Here is a 14,900-nt window from a genome sequence, read left to right as displayed (position 1 = left end):
CCCCCGGGAAGCCTCAGCCCCGGCCGATGGCGCGAAGGGCTGCGCTGCGCAACGGCCCCGGCAGGCTCGCCACCGCGACCTTCGTGCGGACGCGCAGGGAGAGCGGACCGGCGCCGATCGCCTGGCGCACGGCGGGCAGGGCGTCGAAGTCCTTCCGGGCGAAGGCGGTTTCCAGGGCGGCGATCCGGCGTTCGCGGATGCTGGCACGGACCAGGTCGGCATGCGGGGCGGCGGCGGGGGTGACGGAGAGGAAGTGCTCGAGGATGCGGGCATCGCTCAGCAGCATCTTCTGCACGTCGCCGGAGTAGTTGCCGTCATGCTTGCGGATGCCGACGGTGGGTTCCATCACCACCCCGATCGGCGGATGCATGGACATGCGCAGCGCCGTGCCGAAATCGCCGGTGGCGCTGCGGTTCACCGCCTCGTCCCAGCCGCCGACGTCGCGCATGACGTCGGCGCGGGCGACCATGGCGGAGGGGAAGAAGGGCTGGAAGCGGACCATGCGCGGCAGGGTCGGCCCGTCGAAGACGCCGAGGCCGGGGCCGACCTCGCGGAGGCCGTTCCAGTAACCCTCGGGCGCGTCGGCGAACTTGTCGCGGTCCTCCCAGGTCGTGTTCCGGACGATGCGGAAGTTGGAGTAGGCGACCTTCGTGCGGGGCTCGGCCTCCCAGAGGCGGGCCATGGCGGCGAGGTGGCCGGGCTGCCAGAGGTCGTCGCTGTCGCAGAAGGCGAGGAGGTCGCCGGTGGCGAGCGGGATGCCGCGGTTGCGCGCCGCGACGTCGCCGGAATTGGCGATGCGCTCGACCCGGACGCGGTCGCCGAAGGACGCGGCGACGGCGGCGGTGTCGTCCTTCGAGCCGTCGTCCACGACGATGACCTCGCCCGGGGGCAGGGTCTGCGCCAGGATGGATTCGAGGGTGATGCGGATGAGGTCGGCCCGGTTGTAGGCGGGCATCACGACGCTGAAGCGCGGGGTCATGCGCGGTCGGTCCCGGTCCGCGGGTGGATGGTCGGTCGCATCGAGGTGTGTCCCACTTGCCCAATCCGGATGCCGCGTCGCGTCAGCAGGTGAGAATCGCGCGCCGCTCGCGGTAGCGGTGTTGACGCAGATGTCAGGGCCCCGGCGCATGAGATCGGGGGGGGGGGCCACTCGCGCGCCTTGGATCGGCGCAGGCGGGTCCGGGGAGGCCGTTCAAGGTCAGGTTGCGCGGTGCGGCAGCGTGGCCGACACTCTCCCCCTGGCCGGCCAGACGCGGGCGCCCGCGCCAATGCGGAAAGGGGGGAGGTGAGGATGTCGGGAATGACCGCCACGGGTGCGCGGACCTCGATCGCCGACGGGCAGGCGGACCTGGCGCTCCTTGTCGGCCGCGTGATGATCGGCCTGTTGTTCCTTGCCGCGGGCCTGCTGAAGGTGACCGACTTCGCGAATGCGGCGGTGGCGAGCATGGTGCGGAGCGGGCTGCCGGCGCCGACCGTGGTCGCCGCGCTGGTCACGGCGCTGGAAGTGGCGGTGCCGCTGTTGCTGATGGCCGGGTTCTACGCGCGGCCCGCGGCGGTGGTGCTCGCGCTGTTCACCCTTGCGGCCACCTTCGTCGCGCACCGGTTCTGGGAGTTCGGGGGGGCGGCCTGGTACGGGCAGTTCTTCAACTTCTGGAAGAACCTCGCCGTGATGGGCGGGCTGTTCGTCCTCGCCGCCATCGGGCCGGGGCGCTACGCGATGCGGCCGTAGCCGATGACGGGGCGGTGCGAGCCTTGCACCGGCCCGGTCGGTCCGCTACACGCCCGCCTCCCCTGCCGGGAGCGAGGCATCGCCCCCGGCTATGCCCATTCGTGTCCCCGCATCCCGCGTGGGGCGCCGGGCTGAGCATCCGAAGGGATACCGATGCCGCTCTATGAAACCGTGCTGATCGCACGGAATGATCTCACGCAAGCGCAGGTCGAGGCCATCGCGGACCAGGTCGGCGGTATCGTCGGCGAGGCCGGCGGCGAGATTCGCAAGCGCGAGTACTGGGGCCTCCGCGGCCTAGCCTACAAGATCAAGAAGAACCGCAAGGCGCACTACATGCTCCTTGGCCTCGACTGCACGCCGGCGGCCGAGAAGGAGATCACGCGCCAGCTGGGCCTGCACGAGGACGTGCTGCGCCACATGACGCTGCGGATCGAAACGATCGACGACGTTCCGTCGGCGATCCTGTCGAAGCGCTCCGACGACCGCGAGCGCGGCTTCCGCGGCCCGCGCCCGGCCGGCCGCTTCTCCTCGGGCCGCGGCCGCGAGCGCGGCGACGACCGGGAGGAGTTCCGCGCCCGGTCCCGCGACGAGCTGGAACCGATGGGCGGGGAGGAATAAGCCATGTCCGAGCGAACCACTGACGCCCGCGGCAACGATTCCCGCGGTGGTGATTCCCGTGGCGGTGATTCTGGCGACCTGTCCCCCGCCGGGCGCCGCACCGCCGTGGGAGCCCGCCGCCCCTTCTACCGCCGCCGCAAGTCCTGCCCCTTCTCCGGCCCGAACGCGCCGAAGATCGACTACAAGGACGTGCGCCTGCTGTCCCGCTTCCTGTCGGAGCGCGGGAAGATCGTGCCGTCCCGCATCACCGCGGTCTCGGCGAAGAAGCAGCGTGAGCTGGCGCTGGCGATCAAGCGCGCCCGCTTCCTGGCGCTGCTTCCCTACGTGATCAACGACTGAGGCCCGTAGGGAGCATATCGCCATGACGATCGAACTGATCCTGATGCAGCGGGTCGAGAAGCTCGGCCAGATGGGCGAGCTGGTGAAGGTGAAGCCGGGCTATGCCCGGAACTACCTGCTGCCCTCCGGCCGCGCGATCCGCGCGACGAAGGACAACCTCGCGCGCTTCGAGCAGCAGCGCGCGACGCTCGAGGCGCAGAACATCAAGCGGCGCGAGGAGGCGCTGTTGATCGCCGAGCGGATGGAGGGCCTCGCGGTCGTCCTGATCCGCGCTGCCGGCGAGAGCGGGGCGCTGTACGGCTCCGTCTCGGTGCGTGACATCGCGGATGCCTGCGCAGAGTCCGGGCTGCAGGTCGCACGTGACCAGGTGATCCTGGAGACGCCGATCAAGACCCTCGGCATTTTCAACGTCCGGGTCGCGCTGCACCCGGAGGTGGACCTGCCGGTGGCCGTGAACGTCGCCCGTTCCTACGAAGAGGCGGACAAGCAGGCGCGCGGCGAGGACCTGCGGGCCGAGACGGAAGCCGAGGAAGCCAGCCTGGAGGCCGAGCTGGCCGCCGAGCTGTCGGAACTGGGCGCCGCCCGGAACTGATCCGGGCCCCTCCGGGGTTCTTCGGGGCCGCGTCCGGCCGGGGTCTTCCCGGTCGGGCGCGGCCCTTTTCGTTACCGCGCGTCATGCCGGATCGGGACCGACCCAGCGCAGACCGGAACGGCACCGTCCCCGTGATCCACACCTGTCCACAGGCGGGGCGGGCGACGCCGGGGCGGATGGTCTGCTAACGTTCTCCCATGAACGCCTTCGATTCCCTGCCGGAGCCGGGGGGTGGCCTCCTCGGCCTCTCCCAGCGCATGCCGCCCTCCAACATGCAGGCGGAGCAAGCGCTGCTCGGGGCGTTGCTGGCGAACAACAAGGCCTATGAGCGGGTGTCGGAGTTCCTGGCGCCGGAGCATTTCGCCGACCCGATCCACGGCCGAATCTTCCAGGCCATCTCGCGGCGGATCGAGGCGGGGCAACTGGCCGACGTCGTCACGCTGCGGGCGGAGTTCGAGCATTCCGGGCTGCTCGACGAGGTGGGCGGGCCGGCCTACCTGGCGCAGCTGCTCACGGCGATGGTCGGCATCATCAATGCCGGGGAATACGGACGCGTCGTCTTCGACTGCCATCTGCGGCGGCAGTTGATCGACCTCGGCGAGGTCGTGGTGAACCGCGCCTTCGGGGCGGAACCGGAACTGGACGGCAAGGCGCAGCTGGAGGCGGCGGAGCAGGAACTCTTCAACCTCGCGAAGGACGGGGGGACGGAGGGGGGCTTCGTTTCGTTCGAGCGCGCGCTGACCGATGCGGTGGAACTGGCGGAGCGGGCCTTCTCGACGCCGGGCGGGGTGTCCGGGCTCTCCACCGGGTTGCGGGACGTGGACAGCAAGCTGGGCGGGCTGCACCCGTCGGACCTCGTGATCATCGCGGGGCGCCCGGGCATGGGAAAGACCGGCCTCGTCGTGAAGGTCGCCTGGGGGGCGTCGAAGGCCATCCTGCGGGAGGCGCTGGAGAAGGAGCCGGGGGCGGTGCCGCGCGGCGGGGTCGCGGTCTTTTCGCTGGAAATGTCGGCGGACCAGTTGGCGACGCGCGTGCTGGCCGAGGCGTCGCGGGTGTCGGGCGACCGCATCCGGCGCGGCGACATCTCGCAGAAGGATTTCGACCGGTTCGTGGAGGTGTCGCGCGAGTTGGCGACGCTGCCGCTGTTCATCGACGACACGCCGGCGATCACGCTCTCCGCGCTGCGGACGCGGTGCCGGCGGCTGATGCGGACGAAGGGGCTGAACCTCGTCATCGTGGACTACCTGCAACTGATGCGGCCCTCGGCCGGGTCGCGGCCGGAGAACCGGGTGCAGGAGATTTCGCAGATCACGCAGGGCCTGAAGGCCATCGCGAAGGAATTGTCGGTTCCCGTCATCGCGCTGTCTCAGCTCTCGCGCGCGGTGGAGCAGCGGGAGGACAAGCGGCCGCAGCTCGCTGACCTCCGCGAATCCGGCTCGATCGAGCAGGACGCGGACGTCGTGATGTTCATCTACCGCGACGAGTACTACCTGCAGCAGCGGCAGCCGAAGGAGATGGCCTTCGACAACGGGGAGAAGTTCTCCGAGGCCATGGAGAAATGGCAGCGCGACATGGAGCAGGCGCACAACAAGGCCGAGCTGATCGTCGCGAAGCAGCGCCACGGCCCCACGGGGACGATCCGGCTGTTCTTCGAGGGAGAGTTCATCCGGTTCGGCGACCTCGACGTGGTGCACGAGGGGGATTCGTACTGAGCATGGCGGGGTCTGGCGCGGGGGTCCTGACGGTGGACCTCGGCGCTGTCGTCGCGAATTGGCGGAACCTGCGTGCCGTGCACGGCGCGCCCTGCGCGGGGGTGCTGAAGGCGGATGGCTATGGGCTCGGGGCCGCCGCGGTCGGGCGGGCGCTTGGGGACGCGGGGTGCCGGGACTTCTTCGTGGCGCATCTGTCGGAAGGCGTGGCGCTGCGGGGGGCGATCGGGGCGGGGCCGATGGTCGCGGTCCTCAACGGCTTCCGGCCGGGCGAGGATGACGGGGCCGGGCTGACGGCCGTGATGAACACGCCGGGGGACGTCGCGGCCTGGGCGGCGGCCGGGGGCGAGGCGATCCTGCACGTCGATACGGGGATCAACCGGCTCGGCCTGACGGCGGCGGAGGTGGAGGCGCTGGCGGGCGATGCGTCGGCGTTGCGGGGCCTGCGGCTGCGCTTCGTGATGACGCACCTGGCCCGGGCGGATGAGCCGGGGGAGCCGATGAACGGGGCGCAGGCGGCGCGCTTCGCGGAGGCGCGGCGGCGGTTGCCGGGGGCGCCGTTCTCCTTTGCCAATTCGTCGGGGATCTTCCTGGGGCTGGGGTTCCGGTCCGACCTCGCGCGGCCGGGATGTGCGCTCTACGGGATCAACCCGACCCCGGGCGCGCCGAACCCGATGCGGCAGGTCGTGACGCTGGAGGCACCGGTCCTCCAGGTGCGGGAGATCGCGGCGGGAGAGAGTGTCGGGTATTCCGCCACATGGACCGCTGCCCGGCCGTCGCGGGTGGCGACGGTTGCGGCGGGGTATGCCGATGGCTATCTGCGCTCCCTCTCCGGTCGTTCCGTCGCCGTCCAGCGCGGGCGGCCCCTGCCCCTCATCGGCCGGGTGTCCATGGATCTGCTGACCTTCGATGCGACCGAGCATCCCGAATTGCGCCAGGGGGACCGGGTCACGCTGATCGGCGACGCAGAGGGCATCCGTCCCGATGACCTGGCAGCGCGGGCCGGCACGGTGGGGTACGAGATCCTGACCTCGCTGGGGCCGCGCTACGAGCGGCGGTACGTCGGGGGGTGACCGCCGTCCTTGATCCGGTGCTCGACTCTCTCGCCGCCCTCGGGCGGGGGGTGATCGGGGCGGTCCGCGGGGCCGGGGCGGTGACGCTCTTCGCGCTGGAAGGGCTGTCGCACGCGGTCCGGCCACCCTTCTACGGGCGGCAGTTCCTGCGGGCCTTCCTGGAGGTCGCGTTCTTCTCCCTGCCCGTCGTCGCGCTGACCGCGGTGTTCACGGGCATGGTGCTGGCGCTGCAATCCTATTCCGGCTTCTCCCGCTTCGGGGCGGAAAGCGCGATCGCCAGCGTCGTCGTGCTGTCTGTCACGCGCGAACTCGGGCCGGTGCTGGCGGGACTGATGGTCGCGGGACGGATCGGCGCGGCCTTCGCGGCGGAGATCGGGACGATGCGCGTCACCGACCAGATCGACGCGCTGACGACGCTCTCGACCGATCCGATGAAGTACCTCGTCGCGCCGCGGTTGCTGGCAGGGGTGCTGGCGATGCCGCTGCTGGTGGTCGTCGCGGACATCCTGGGCGTCGCGGGCGGGTATCTGATCGGGACGTTGAAGCTGGGGTTCTCGTCGGGGGCTTACCTGCGATCCACGCTGGACGTCCTGCAGGCAATGGACGTGGTGTCGGGGCTGGTGAAGGCGGCGGTCTTCGGCTTCATCGTCGCGTTGATGGGAACCTATTGCGGCTACACGTCCCGCGGCGGGGCGCAGGGCGTGGGCGGGGCGACGACGGCGGCGGTGGTGTCGTCCTCCATCCTCATCCTCGCGCTGGACTACGTGCTGACCGAGGCGTTCTTCGCGCGATGAGTGGCGCAGCTTCCGATCGCGCACCGGAGCGGAACGTGGATCGGACGCCCGGCGATGCAGCGCCGAAGATCCGGCTGCGCGGGTTGCGGAAGGCCTTCGGCGAGAAGGTCGTGCTGGACGGGGTGGACCTGGACATTCCCGCGGGACGTTCGACGGTGATCCTCGGGGGATCGGGGTCGGGGAAGTCGGTGACGATCAAGTGCATCCTCGGGCTGATCGTGCCGGATGCGGGGACGATCGAGGTGGACGGGCGGGACATCCTGGCGATGTCGGCGCGGGAGCGGGCGGCGATCCTCGACCGCACGGGGATGCTGTTCCAGAACGGCGCGCTCTTCGACAGCCTGCCGGTCTGGGAGAACGTCTGCTTCAAGCTGCTGGCGCAGCGGCGCATCGCGCGGACCGCGGCGCGGGACAAGGCGGCGGAGGCGCTGGAGGCCGTGGGCCTGGCGGCGAGCGTTGGCGATATGTCGCCGGCGGAGTTGTCGGGCGGGATGCAGAAGCGCGTTGGGCTGGCGCGCGCCATCGCGTCGGAGCCGGAGATCCTGTTCTTCGACGAGCCGACGACGGGGCTGGACCCGATCATGGGCGCGGTGATCGACGGGCTGATCGTGGATTGCGTACGGCGGCTCGGCGCGACGGCAGTGTCCATCACGCACGACATGGCGAGCGCGCGGCGCATCGGCGACCGCGCGGCGATGCTGCACAAGGGGCGGATCGTCTGGACGGGGCCGGCGGGCGATCTGGGGGAGACGGGGAACGCCATGGTGGACCAGTTCGCGCGGGGGGAGCGCGAGGGGCCGATCCAGATGGAGTTGCGGCGATAGGACGGGCCGTGGACCATCTCCGGCGCCGGGCGGGCGTGCGGGAGGTCTTCCCGCACGCTCCGTCCTGACGGCTACAGCATGAAGTCCGCGGCCGTCAGCGTGAACTTGCCGGCCAGCTGCACCGCGAAATCGGCCGCGCCGTCGCCATCGGTGTCGCCGTAGATCGTCGTCGCCTGCTGTCCCGCGTCGTAGCGGAGCTCGCCGGCGACCTTGCCGAAGGCGGCCGTGCCGATGAAGGCGAAGGCCTGGTTGCCGGCGAGGCCGGTGCTGGCGTCGATCGTCTGCAGGTGGATCTGGTCGAGTTCCGCCTGGTTGAAGTCCAGGATGCGGTCGCGGCCGGCGGTGGCGACCGTGCTCCCCGCGATGCTGTTGTACCGGAACAGGTCCGTGCCCAGGCCGCCGCACAGCACGTCCATGCCGGCACCGCCGACGAGGACGTCGTTGCCGTCCTGCCCGAAGAGGCGGTCATTGCCGGCGCCGCTGCTGATCAGGTCGTCGCCGCCCCGGCCCTCCAGCCGATCGGCGAGCTTGGAGCCGGTGAGGGTGTCCGCGTAGGCCGACCCGCGCACGCCCTCGAAGTTCGCGAAGACATCGCCCTCGGCGTCGCCGCCGCTGGCCTCTCCCGAGGTCAGGTTCACTTCGACGCCGGCGGAGGAGATCATGTAGGACAGCATGTCGGTGCCGGCACCGCCGTCCATCACGTCGACGCCCGCGCCACCCTCGATGACGTCATCGCCGTCGCCGCCGTCCAGCGTGTCGTTGCCGGCGAGGCCGAAGAGGACGTCACGGCCACCGCCGCCGTCGACCTCGTCGTTGCCGTCGTCCGCCTCGATCCTCTCTCCCATCGCGCCGCCGAAGACCGTGTCGTTGCCGGAACCGGCGACCACGCGGCCGATCAGGACGCCCTGCGCACCGTCGTAGAGGTCGTCGCCGTCGTAAAGGAAGACCCTGCCGGAAATCGTGCCGGTGTTGATCACCTGGTCGGCGCCGGCGTTCGTCGTCACGGCGCCTTGGCTCGGACTGCCGCCGATGAAGCCGCTGTTGACGAGCCTGACCTCGCCGCCGGAAAGGCCGTTACCGGCGGCGATTGCCGTGCCAGTCCCCGCGGCGATGCTGCCGGAGTTCGTGATCTCCGCGCCACCGAGGACGTTGATCGCGCTTCCGGACCCGGATCCACTCAAGGAGCCGTTTACGTATCCGTTGCCGTATCCCTCGATCTCGCCCGTGTTGAGGATCGTCGCCCAGCCGTTGGACCGGATGCCGTAACCCGAGACGATCTGCCCGCTGTTGGACAATGTGCCGCCCTGCCCCATGTCCACCGCGAAGCGTTCCGCCATGATGCTTCCGGCGTTCACCACGTCGTGGTTCGTGCCGGACATCACGACGCCGTCCATGGCGGAGGTGATGGAGCCGTCGGCCGTGATGGTCACGTCGGCGCCTGCTCCCATCACGACGGCATTCTCGAGCGCGGTGAAGAGGTCACCCCCGACCTGGACCGTGACGTTGCTGCCGCCCGAGACGATCGGGCTGCCGGCCGCGAGGCTCGCCAGCACGGCGTCGGGGCCGATCATCAGCGTGTCGCCGTTGCCGAGCGTGTGCATCGGCGAGTTCGCCACGGTCTTGGTCAGGTCGTTGTTCGTGAAGAAGACGGCCATGGTGCGTGATCCCATTCATCGAGGTTGCGGCCGCCGCGTCGGTCGGCCGTGTGTTGCGCCGTCGGGTCGCGCCGTTGCGGCAGCCGGGGTGGCCTCGCCGGACGACGTGCCCCGCGGTGAGGCGGGCTCGTTGTGAGGGCGGAAGATTTCGGACGGGTCGCATCGGGGCTGGCCGTTCGTCGCCTCTGTCGCGCGGAGGCTGGCTTACCGGGGCGGTGGCGGACGGGTTGGGAGTGCCGGGTGTGGCCGTCGTGAGAGGGTTCCGCGCGCGGGCCGGCCCCGGCGCGCCCGGCGGGTGAAGGCGCGGGAGCGGATCAGGGCGTCATCCTGGCTCCCCGACCGCATGCGACGCGGGCCCCTTGGGCGCGCGATCGGCACGGCATGGCGCCGCCGCTGGCCGGGCCCGGGATCGCGGCGATCCCGCCCGCACGGGATCGCGCCGGCGGCGCTTGACCCCCGCCCCCGGGGCCCCGACGTTCGCAACCTGTTCCCGTCCGGAGGCCCGCCTTGGCCAAGCCCAGCACCCGCTACGTCTGCCAGTCCTGCGGGACCGTCCACCCGAAGTGGCAGGGCAAGTGTGAGGGCTGCGGGGCCTGGAACACCCTGGCCGAGGAGACGGCGGGCGGGGCGACGCCGGCGACGGCGAAGGCTTCGGCGGGCGGGCGGCGGGTGGAGTTCCTGCCGCTGCGGGGAGAGTCCGCGCCGCCGCCGCGGTCGCGCACGGGGATCGCGGAGTTGGACCGGGTTCTAGGCGGCGGGTTCGTGCCGGGCTCGGTCGTGTTGGTGGGCGGCGATCCGGGGATCGGGAAGTCCACGCTGCTGCTGCAGGCCGCGGCGCGGGTGGCGGAGGGCGGGCGCCGCACGCTCTATGTCTCCGGCGAGGAGGCGATCGAGCAGGTGCGGCTGCGGGCGCTGCGTCTCGGGGTGCAGGATTCGCCGCTGGGGTTGGCGGCGGCGACGTCGCTGCGGGACATCATGGCGTCGCTGGACGGGGAGCGGGATGCCGGGCTCGTCGTCATGGATTCGATTCAGACGGTGTGGCTCGACAGCCTGGATTCGGCGCCGGGGACGGTGTCGCAGGTACGGGCCTGCGCGGCGGAGCTGGGGCGGCTGGCGAAGAGGCGGGGTTTTGCCCTGGTGCTGGTCGGGCACGTGACGAAGGAAGGGACGCTCGCGGGGCCGCGCGTGCTGGAGCACATGGTGGATGCGACGCTCTACTTCGAAGGGGATCGCGGGCATCAGTTCCGCATCCTGCGCGCGACGAAGAACCGCTTCGGCGCGACGGACGAAATCGGCGTCTTCGAGATGACGGAGGGCGGGTTGCAGGAGGTGCCGAACCCCTCCGCGCTGTTCCTGGCGGAGCGGCGGGGGAACGTGTCGGGCTCCGCGGTCTTCGCGGGGCTGGAGGGGACGCGGCCCGTGCTGGTCGAGGTGCAGGCGCTGCTGTCGCCCTCGGCCGGCGGGACGCCGCGTCGGCAGGTGGTGGGGTGGGATGCCGGGCGGCTGTCGATGCTGCTGGCGGTGCTGGAGGCGCGCTGCGGCATGACGCTCGGGATGAACGACGTCTATCTCAACATCGCGGGGGGTTGCGCATCCAGGAGCCGGCGGCGGACCTGGCGGTCGCGGCCGCGCTGGTCTCGGCCGCGACGGACCGGCCGGCGCCACCGGACACCGTGTATTTCGGGGAGGTCGGGCTGTCCGGGGAAATTCGGCAGGTGGCACAGACGGAACTGCGGCTGCGGGAGGCGGCGAAGCTGGGGTTTTCGGCCGCCACGCTGCCGCGGCGGGTGGCGCGGGGCGGGCGGGCGCTGTCGGCGCCGGAGGGGCTGCGGATGACGGAGGTCGGGCACCTGGCCGACCTCGTCGCGCCCTTCGCGGCGGCGCCGCGGAAGGGTCGGGCGCCGGCGAGGGAATCGGCGGCCTAGATCGGATCCGCGCAGGGCAGAAACGCCCGGGGCGGCGCTGCGGGTCTGCGGACAAAAAGCTAGGCCCTCTGATACCGACGACAGCCGGCCGGGAGCGAGTCCCGGCTTTGGCTGATCGATGCGTCACGGAATGTTTATGGGCCTTGCCGAACCGGCACTTGATCGTTGCCGTGCCCTGCTGCCTTGTCGCGAATACACGGTCACGGATGCGCGGCCGATGACGAGAGGGTGGTGATGCCTCAGTGGTTCCGACGGGCTTTCGCCAGCGTGGTGGTGGCACTCGCCTGTGTGTCGCACCTGCCGGCAAGGGCTGCCCCGGTGAACCCGTCCTACGAGACGTACCTCGATGCGGGCGCTTGGCTCTCGGCGGTTGCAGGCCGACAGCCCGCCGCGCTCGTCCCTCTCCGGACCAGCGGAGTCACGACCTCCGACGGCTACGGAACCTATACCGACCTCGATGCGCCTGTCCGGGTCACCAATTCCCAAGGGGAGGAAATCCTGTTCTCCCGCCGTCAGGCCTACGCGAACGGGCTCGCGCAGGAGCTGCCGCGTTCGGTGCCGGTCGCCACCGCGCCGGGGACCCTGGACCTGGGCTTCGGATGCTACGCCGTCTATTTCCCCTGCCTCGGCCTCAACGCGGCGACGGTGACGTTCGACCAGCCGATCCTCGGCTTCGGTGGTCGGCTGAGCACGGCTTTCCTCAACAGAGGAATCGTGGAGGAAGGCGGCAACCTGGACGACCTGCTTGCCGCGGTGGCGGCGCAGGCCGGGGAGGGTGTGGCGTACCGGTACGACGGCTTCTTCGGCATCCTCTTCGACCGGCCCGTCATGGCCTTCGACTTCGTTTACTCCCCTTCCGGGGGGGACGCGGCGGCGTACCTGACCTTCACGAACACCTTCGCGGTCGCCGCTGGCGTCCCGGAGCCTTCCACCCTCATGCTCCTCGCCCCCTTCATAGGCGGCTTGCTCATCGCGCAGCGGGCACGCTCGCGCGGCTGAGGACGGGCGGCCGCTAACGCCGCGGGACGGTGCCGCGCGGCTCTCCGGTCAGGCTGGCCGCGCGCGCAACAGCCCGTGCTTCGGCGAGACGGCGAGCGCCAGCGCGAAGAGCGCCGACAGCACCAGCACGATGCATCCGGCTGGGGAGATGTCTGCGACGTAGCTGACGTGCAGGCCGATGATGACGGCGATCCAGGCAGCGCCGACGGCCACCGCGCACATGCGGCCGAAGCGGTCGGCCATGAGGATGCCGATGGCGCCGGGCGTGATGAGGAGGGCGACGACGAGGATGACGCCGACGGCCTGGACGCCCGCGACGATGGCGGCGGCGAGCAGGGCGAGGAGGATGATCCGGAGCGTCGTGGGCGAGGCGCCGATGATCCGCGCCTGGCCCGGGTCGAAGAGGAAGAGGACGAGGTCCCTTCCCTTTATCGCGAGGATCGCGAGGCCGATGCCGGCCACGGCGAGGGTCTGCCAGAGGTCCTCTTCCTCGATGCCGAGGATGGAGCCGAAGAGGACGTGGGACAGGTGCACGTTGCTGCGCACCTGCGTCAGCATCACCAGGCCGAGGGCGAGCATGCCGGAGAAGACGACGCCGAGGGCCGCGTCCTCCTTCACGCGGCTCGTCGCGGGGACGGCGCCGGCCATGAGGGCGCAGGCCATGCCGGCCGCGAAGGCGCCGAGGACGAGGGGGATGCCGATGAGGTAGGCGCCGACCACGCCGGGCAGGATGGCGTGGGAGACGGCGTCGCCCATGAGCGACCAGCCCTTGAGGACGACGAAGCAGGAGAGCAGGCCGCAGAGTGTCGCGACGAGCAGGCCGACGGCGAGGGCCTGCAGCATGAAGGGCTGGGCGTAGGGACCCCAGAGGAGGGATGGCAGCCAGCTCATGTCGCGGCCTCCGCCGCCCGGCGCGCGGCTCGGCGGCCGGCGAGGACGCCATGGCGCGGCGCGAAGAGCCAGGCCGCCACGAAGACCAGCGCCTGGAAGACGACGATCGTCCCGCCGGTGGAGCCGTCGAGGAAGTAGGAGACGTAGGCACCCAGCAGGCCCGTCGCCCCGCCGATCCCGCCGGCCAGCGCCAGCATGTGCCCGAAGCGGTCGGTCAGCAGGTGCGCGGTCGCGCCGGGGATGACGAGCATGCCGATCACGAGGATGGCGCCGACGGTCTGGAGGGCTGCGACGGCGGTCGCGGCCATCAGCGCCAGCAGCAGGATGCGCATCCAGCGCGGGGAGCCGCCGATGGCGCGGAGTTGCACCGCATCGAAGCAGGCGAGCATCAGGTCGCGGCCCTTCACGGCGAGCACGGCGACGACGAGGACGGCGATGGCCGCCATTTGCCAGATGTCCTCGTCGGCGATGCCCAGGACGTTGCCGAAGATGATGGTGCGCAGGCGGATGTTGGACGGGAACAGCGTCAGCAGCACGAGGCCCGCGCCGAAGAAGCCGGTGAAGACGATGCCGATGACGGCGTCCTCGCGGATCGGCGTGCGTTCGCGGAGGGCGGCCATGAGCCATGCGGCGAGGAGGCCGGCGAGGAAGGCGGCGGGGGCGAAGGGGACGCCGATGATCCAGGCCAGCGCGACGCCGGGGACGACGGCATGGCTCAGCGCGTCGCCCAACAGGGACCAGCCCTGGAGGACGACGTAGCAGGAGAGGAGGCCGCAGACCGCGCCGACCAATGCCGCCGTGCCGATGGCGCGGAGCATGTAGTCGTAGGCGAAGGGAACAAGGAGTTCCTCCATCACGGTTCCCCCGTCACCGTTCCACATCGCGCTCGAGACGGCCGAGGACGCGGCCGTCGGGCGCCAGGACCAGGGGGCGCTCGTCGTCGGTGAGGATGACGGAATGGCCGCGCTCCGCGACCTCGGCGGTGGGTGCGACGCTGTGCTGGCGAAGCGTGCCGCCGAAGGCGCGCTGCAGGTTCTCGGCGGTGAAGATGGTCGAGGTGGGGCCGGAGGCCAGGACGGTGCTGTTCACCAGCACGACCTCGTCGCAAAAGGCGGGGACGGAGCCGAGGTTGTGGGTGGAGACGAGGACGATGCCGCCCTCGTCACGGTGGGCGCGGAGGAGGTCGGTGATCGCGGCCTCTGTCGTCACGTCCACGCCGGTGAAGGGCTCGTCCAGCAGCATCAGCCGCGCGCCCTGGGCGAGGGCGCGGGCGACGAAGACGCGCTTGCGCTGGCCGCCGGAGAGTTCGCCGATCTGGCGGTCGGCAAAGGCCCCCATGCCCACGCGATCCAGCGCGGCCGCAACGGCGTCGCGGTCGGCGGCGCGGGCGATGCGGAGCATGCCCATGCGGCCGTAGCGGCCCTGCAGGACGACGTCGCGGACGCGGACGGGGAAGTTCCAGTCCACCTCCTCGGCCTGCGGGACGTAGGCGACGAGGTTGCGGCGAAGGGCCTGCTCCACCGGCATGCCCGCGACCCGGACGGTGCCCGCGGCCGGGCGAACGAGGCCCATGATGGACTTGAACAGGGTGGACTTGCCGCTGCCGTTCACGCCGACCAGGCCGCAAATCGTGCCGGGCGCCAGGGTGAAGGAGGCGTCGCGCAGCGCGACGTGGCCGTTGGGGTAGGCCACCGTGACGCCCTGGACGGCCAGTCCTTCCGTCGCAGTCACGTAGGTTCCGTCGGGCATGGT

14 protein-coding genes and 1 pseudogene are annotated in these 14,900 nt (G+C 71.1%); 10 read left to right on the top strand and 5 right to left on the bottom strand.

Going from position 1 to position 14,900, the window contains the following annotated elements; genetic code table 11:
* Positions 1 to 13: 13 nt before the first annotated feature.
* Positions 14 to 979, bottom strand: coding sequence for a glycosyltransferase family 2 protein (locus ACE7GA_RS13750; RefSeq protein ID WP_376087311.1), 966 nt, complete (start codon positions 977 to 979; stop codon positions 14 to 16).
* 321 nt (positions 980 to 1,300) lie between these two features.
* Here ACE7GA_RS13750 and ACE7GA_RS13745 point away from each other — a divergent pair, with 321 nt between their 5' ends.
* The 8 genes from ACE7GA_RS13745 (at position 1,301) to ACE7GA_RS13710 (ending at position 7,678) form a co-directional block, all read left to right on the top strand.
* On the top strand, positions 1,301 to 1,729 hold the full coding sequence (locus ACE7GA_RS13745; protein WP_376087309.1) for a DoxX family protein: 429 nt from the start codon (positions 1,301 to 1,303) through the stop codon (positions 1,727 to 1,729).
* A gap of 153 nt (positions 1,730 to 1,882) precedes the next feature.
* Positions 1,883 to 2,347: a 30S ribosomal protein S6 gene (rpsF, locus tag ACE7GA_RS13740; RefSeq protein WP_376087307.1), complete on the top strand. Its 465-nt coding sequence runs from the start codon at positions 1,883 to 1,885 to the stop codon at positions 2,345 to 2,347.
* A 3-nt stretch (positions 2,348 to 2,350) separates the two neighbouring features.
* On the top strand, positions 2,351 to 2,686 hold the full coding sequence (gene rpsR, locus ACE7GA_RS13735; RefSeq protein WP_376087305.1) for a 30S ribosomal protein S18: 336 nt from the start codon (positions 2,351 to 2,353) through the stop codon (positions 2,684 to 2,686).
* Positions 2,687 to 2,708: 22 nt separating this feature from the next.
* Positions 2,709 to 3,278 (top strand): 50S ribosomal protein L9, encoded by a 570-nt coding sequence (gene rplI / locus ACE7GA_RS13730; protein WP_376087303.1) that lies wholly within the window; start codon positions 2,709 to 2,711, stop codon positions 3,276 to 3,278.
* 197 nt (positions 3,279 to 3,475) lie between these two features.
* The gene (locus tag ACE7GA_RS13725) at positions 3,476 to 4,990 is read left to right on the top strand and encodes a replicative DNA helicase (RefSeq protein ID WP_376087301.1); all 1,515 of its coding nucleotides are present in this window, start codon (positions 3,476 to 3,478) and stop codon (positions 4,988 to 4,990) included.
* A gap of 2 nt (positions 4,991 to 4,992) precedes the next feature.
* A complete protein-coding gene (alr, locus tag ACE7GA_RS13720; protein WP_376087299.1) occupies positions 4,993 to 6,060 on the top strand; it encodes an alanine racemase in 1,068 nt (355 codons plus the stop codon).
* A complete protein-coding gene (locus ACE7GA_RS13715) occupies positions 6,057 to 6,854 on the top strand; it encodes an MlaE family ABC transporter permease (protein WP_376087297.1) in 798 nt (265 codons plus the stop codon). The genes alr and ACE7GA_RS13715 overlap by 4 nt, the downstream gene beginning before the upstream one ends.
* Entirely contained in the window at positions 6,851 to 7,678 is an 828-nt protein-coding gene (locus ACE7GA_RS13710; protein ID WP_376087295.1) for an ABC transporter ATP-binding protein, read from the top strand. Before ACE7GA_RS13715 ends, ACE7GA_RS13710 begins: the two co-directional genes overlap by 4 nt.
* A 71-nt stretch (positions 7,679 to 7,749) precedes the next feature.
* Here ACE7GA_RS13710 and ACE7GA_RS13705 read toward each other — a convergent pair whose 3' ends face one another.
* Entirely contained in the window at positions 7,750 to 9,348 is a 1,599-nt protein-coding gene (locus ACE7GA_RS13705; protein ID WP_376087293.1) for a calcium-binding protein, read from the bottom strand.
* A 492-nt stretch (positions 9,349 to 9,840) separates the two neighbouring features.
* Here ACE7GA_RS13705 and radA point away from each other — a divergent pair.
* Positions 9,841 to 11,258, top strand: a pseudogene (gene radA, locus ACE7GA_RS13700) (DNA repair protein RadA).
* Positions 11,259 to 11,492: 234 nt separating this feature from the next.
* Positions 11,493 to 12,257, top strand: coding sequence for a hypothetical protein (locus tag ACE7GA_RS13695; protein ID WP_376087291.1), 765 nt, complete (start codon positions 11,493 to 11,495; stop codon positions 12,255 to 12,257).
* A gap of 48 nt (positions 12,258 to 12,305) precedes the next feature.
* Here the strand turns inward: ACE7GA_RS13695 and ACE7GA_RS13690 are convergent, their stop codons facing one another.
* The 3 genes from ACE7GA_RS13690 to ACE7GA_RS13680 are packed head-to-tail and all read right to left on the bottom strand — an operon-like array spanning position 12,306 to position 14,897.
* Positions 12,306 to 13,148: a metal ABC transporter permease gene (locus tag ACE7GA_RS13690; protein ID WP_376087289.1), complete on the bottom strand. Its 843-nt coding sequence runs from the start codon at positions 13,146 to 13,148 to the stop codon at positions 12,306 to 12,308.
* Entirely contained in the window at positions 13,145 to 14,002 is an 858-nt protein-coding gene (locus tag ACE7GA_RS13685; protein ID WP_376087287.1) for a metal ABC transporter permease, read from the bottom strand. Before ACE7GA_RS13685 ends, ACE7GA_RS13690 begins: the two co-directional genes overlap by 4 nt.
* Before the next feature lie 13 nt (positions 14,003 to 14,015).
* Positions 14,016 to 14,897 carry an ATP-binding cassette domain-containing protein gene (locus ACE7GA_RS13680; protein ID WP_376087285.1) on the bottom strand — a complete coding sequence of 294 codons (882 nt, stop codon included), beginning with the start codon at positions 14,895 to 14,897 and terminating at the stop codon, positions 14,016 to 14,018.
* Between the last annotated feature and the right edge of the window lie 3 nt (positions 14,898 to 14,900).

This window comes from Roseomonas sp. CCTCC AB2023176, assembly GCF_042259275.1.
Classification (GTDB): Bacteria; Pseudomonadota; Alphaproteobacteria; order Acetobacterales; family Acetobacteraceae; genus Roseomonas.
The sequence above is the reverse complement of the archived record's forward strand: the minus strand, read 5'-3'. Positions and strand labels throughout refer to the sequence as shown.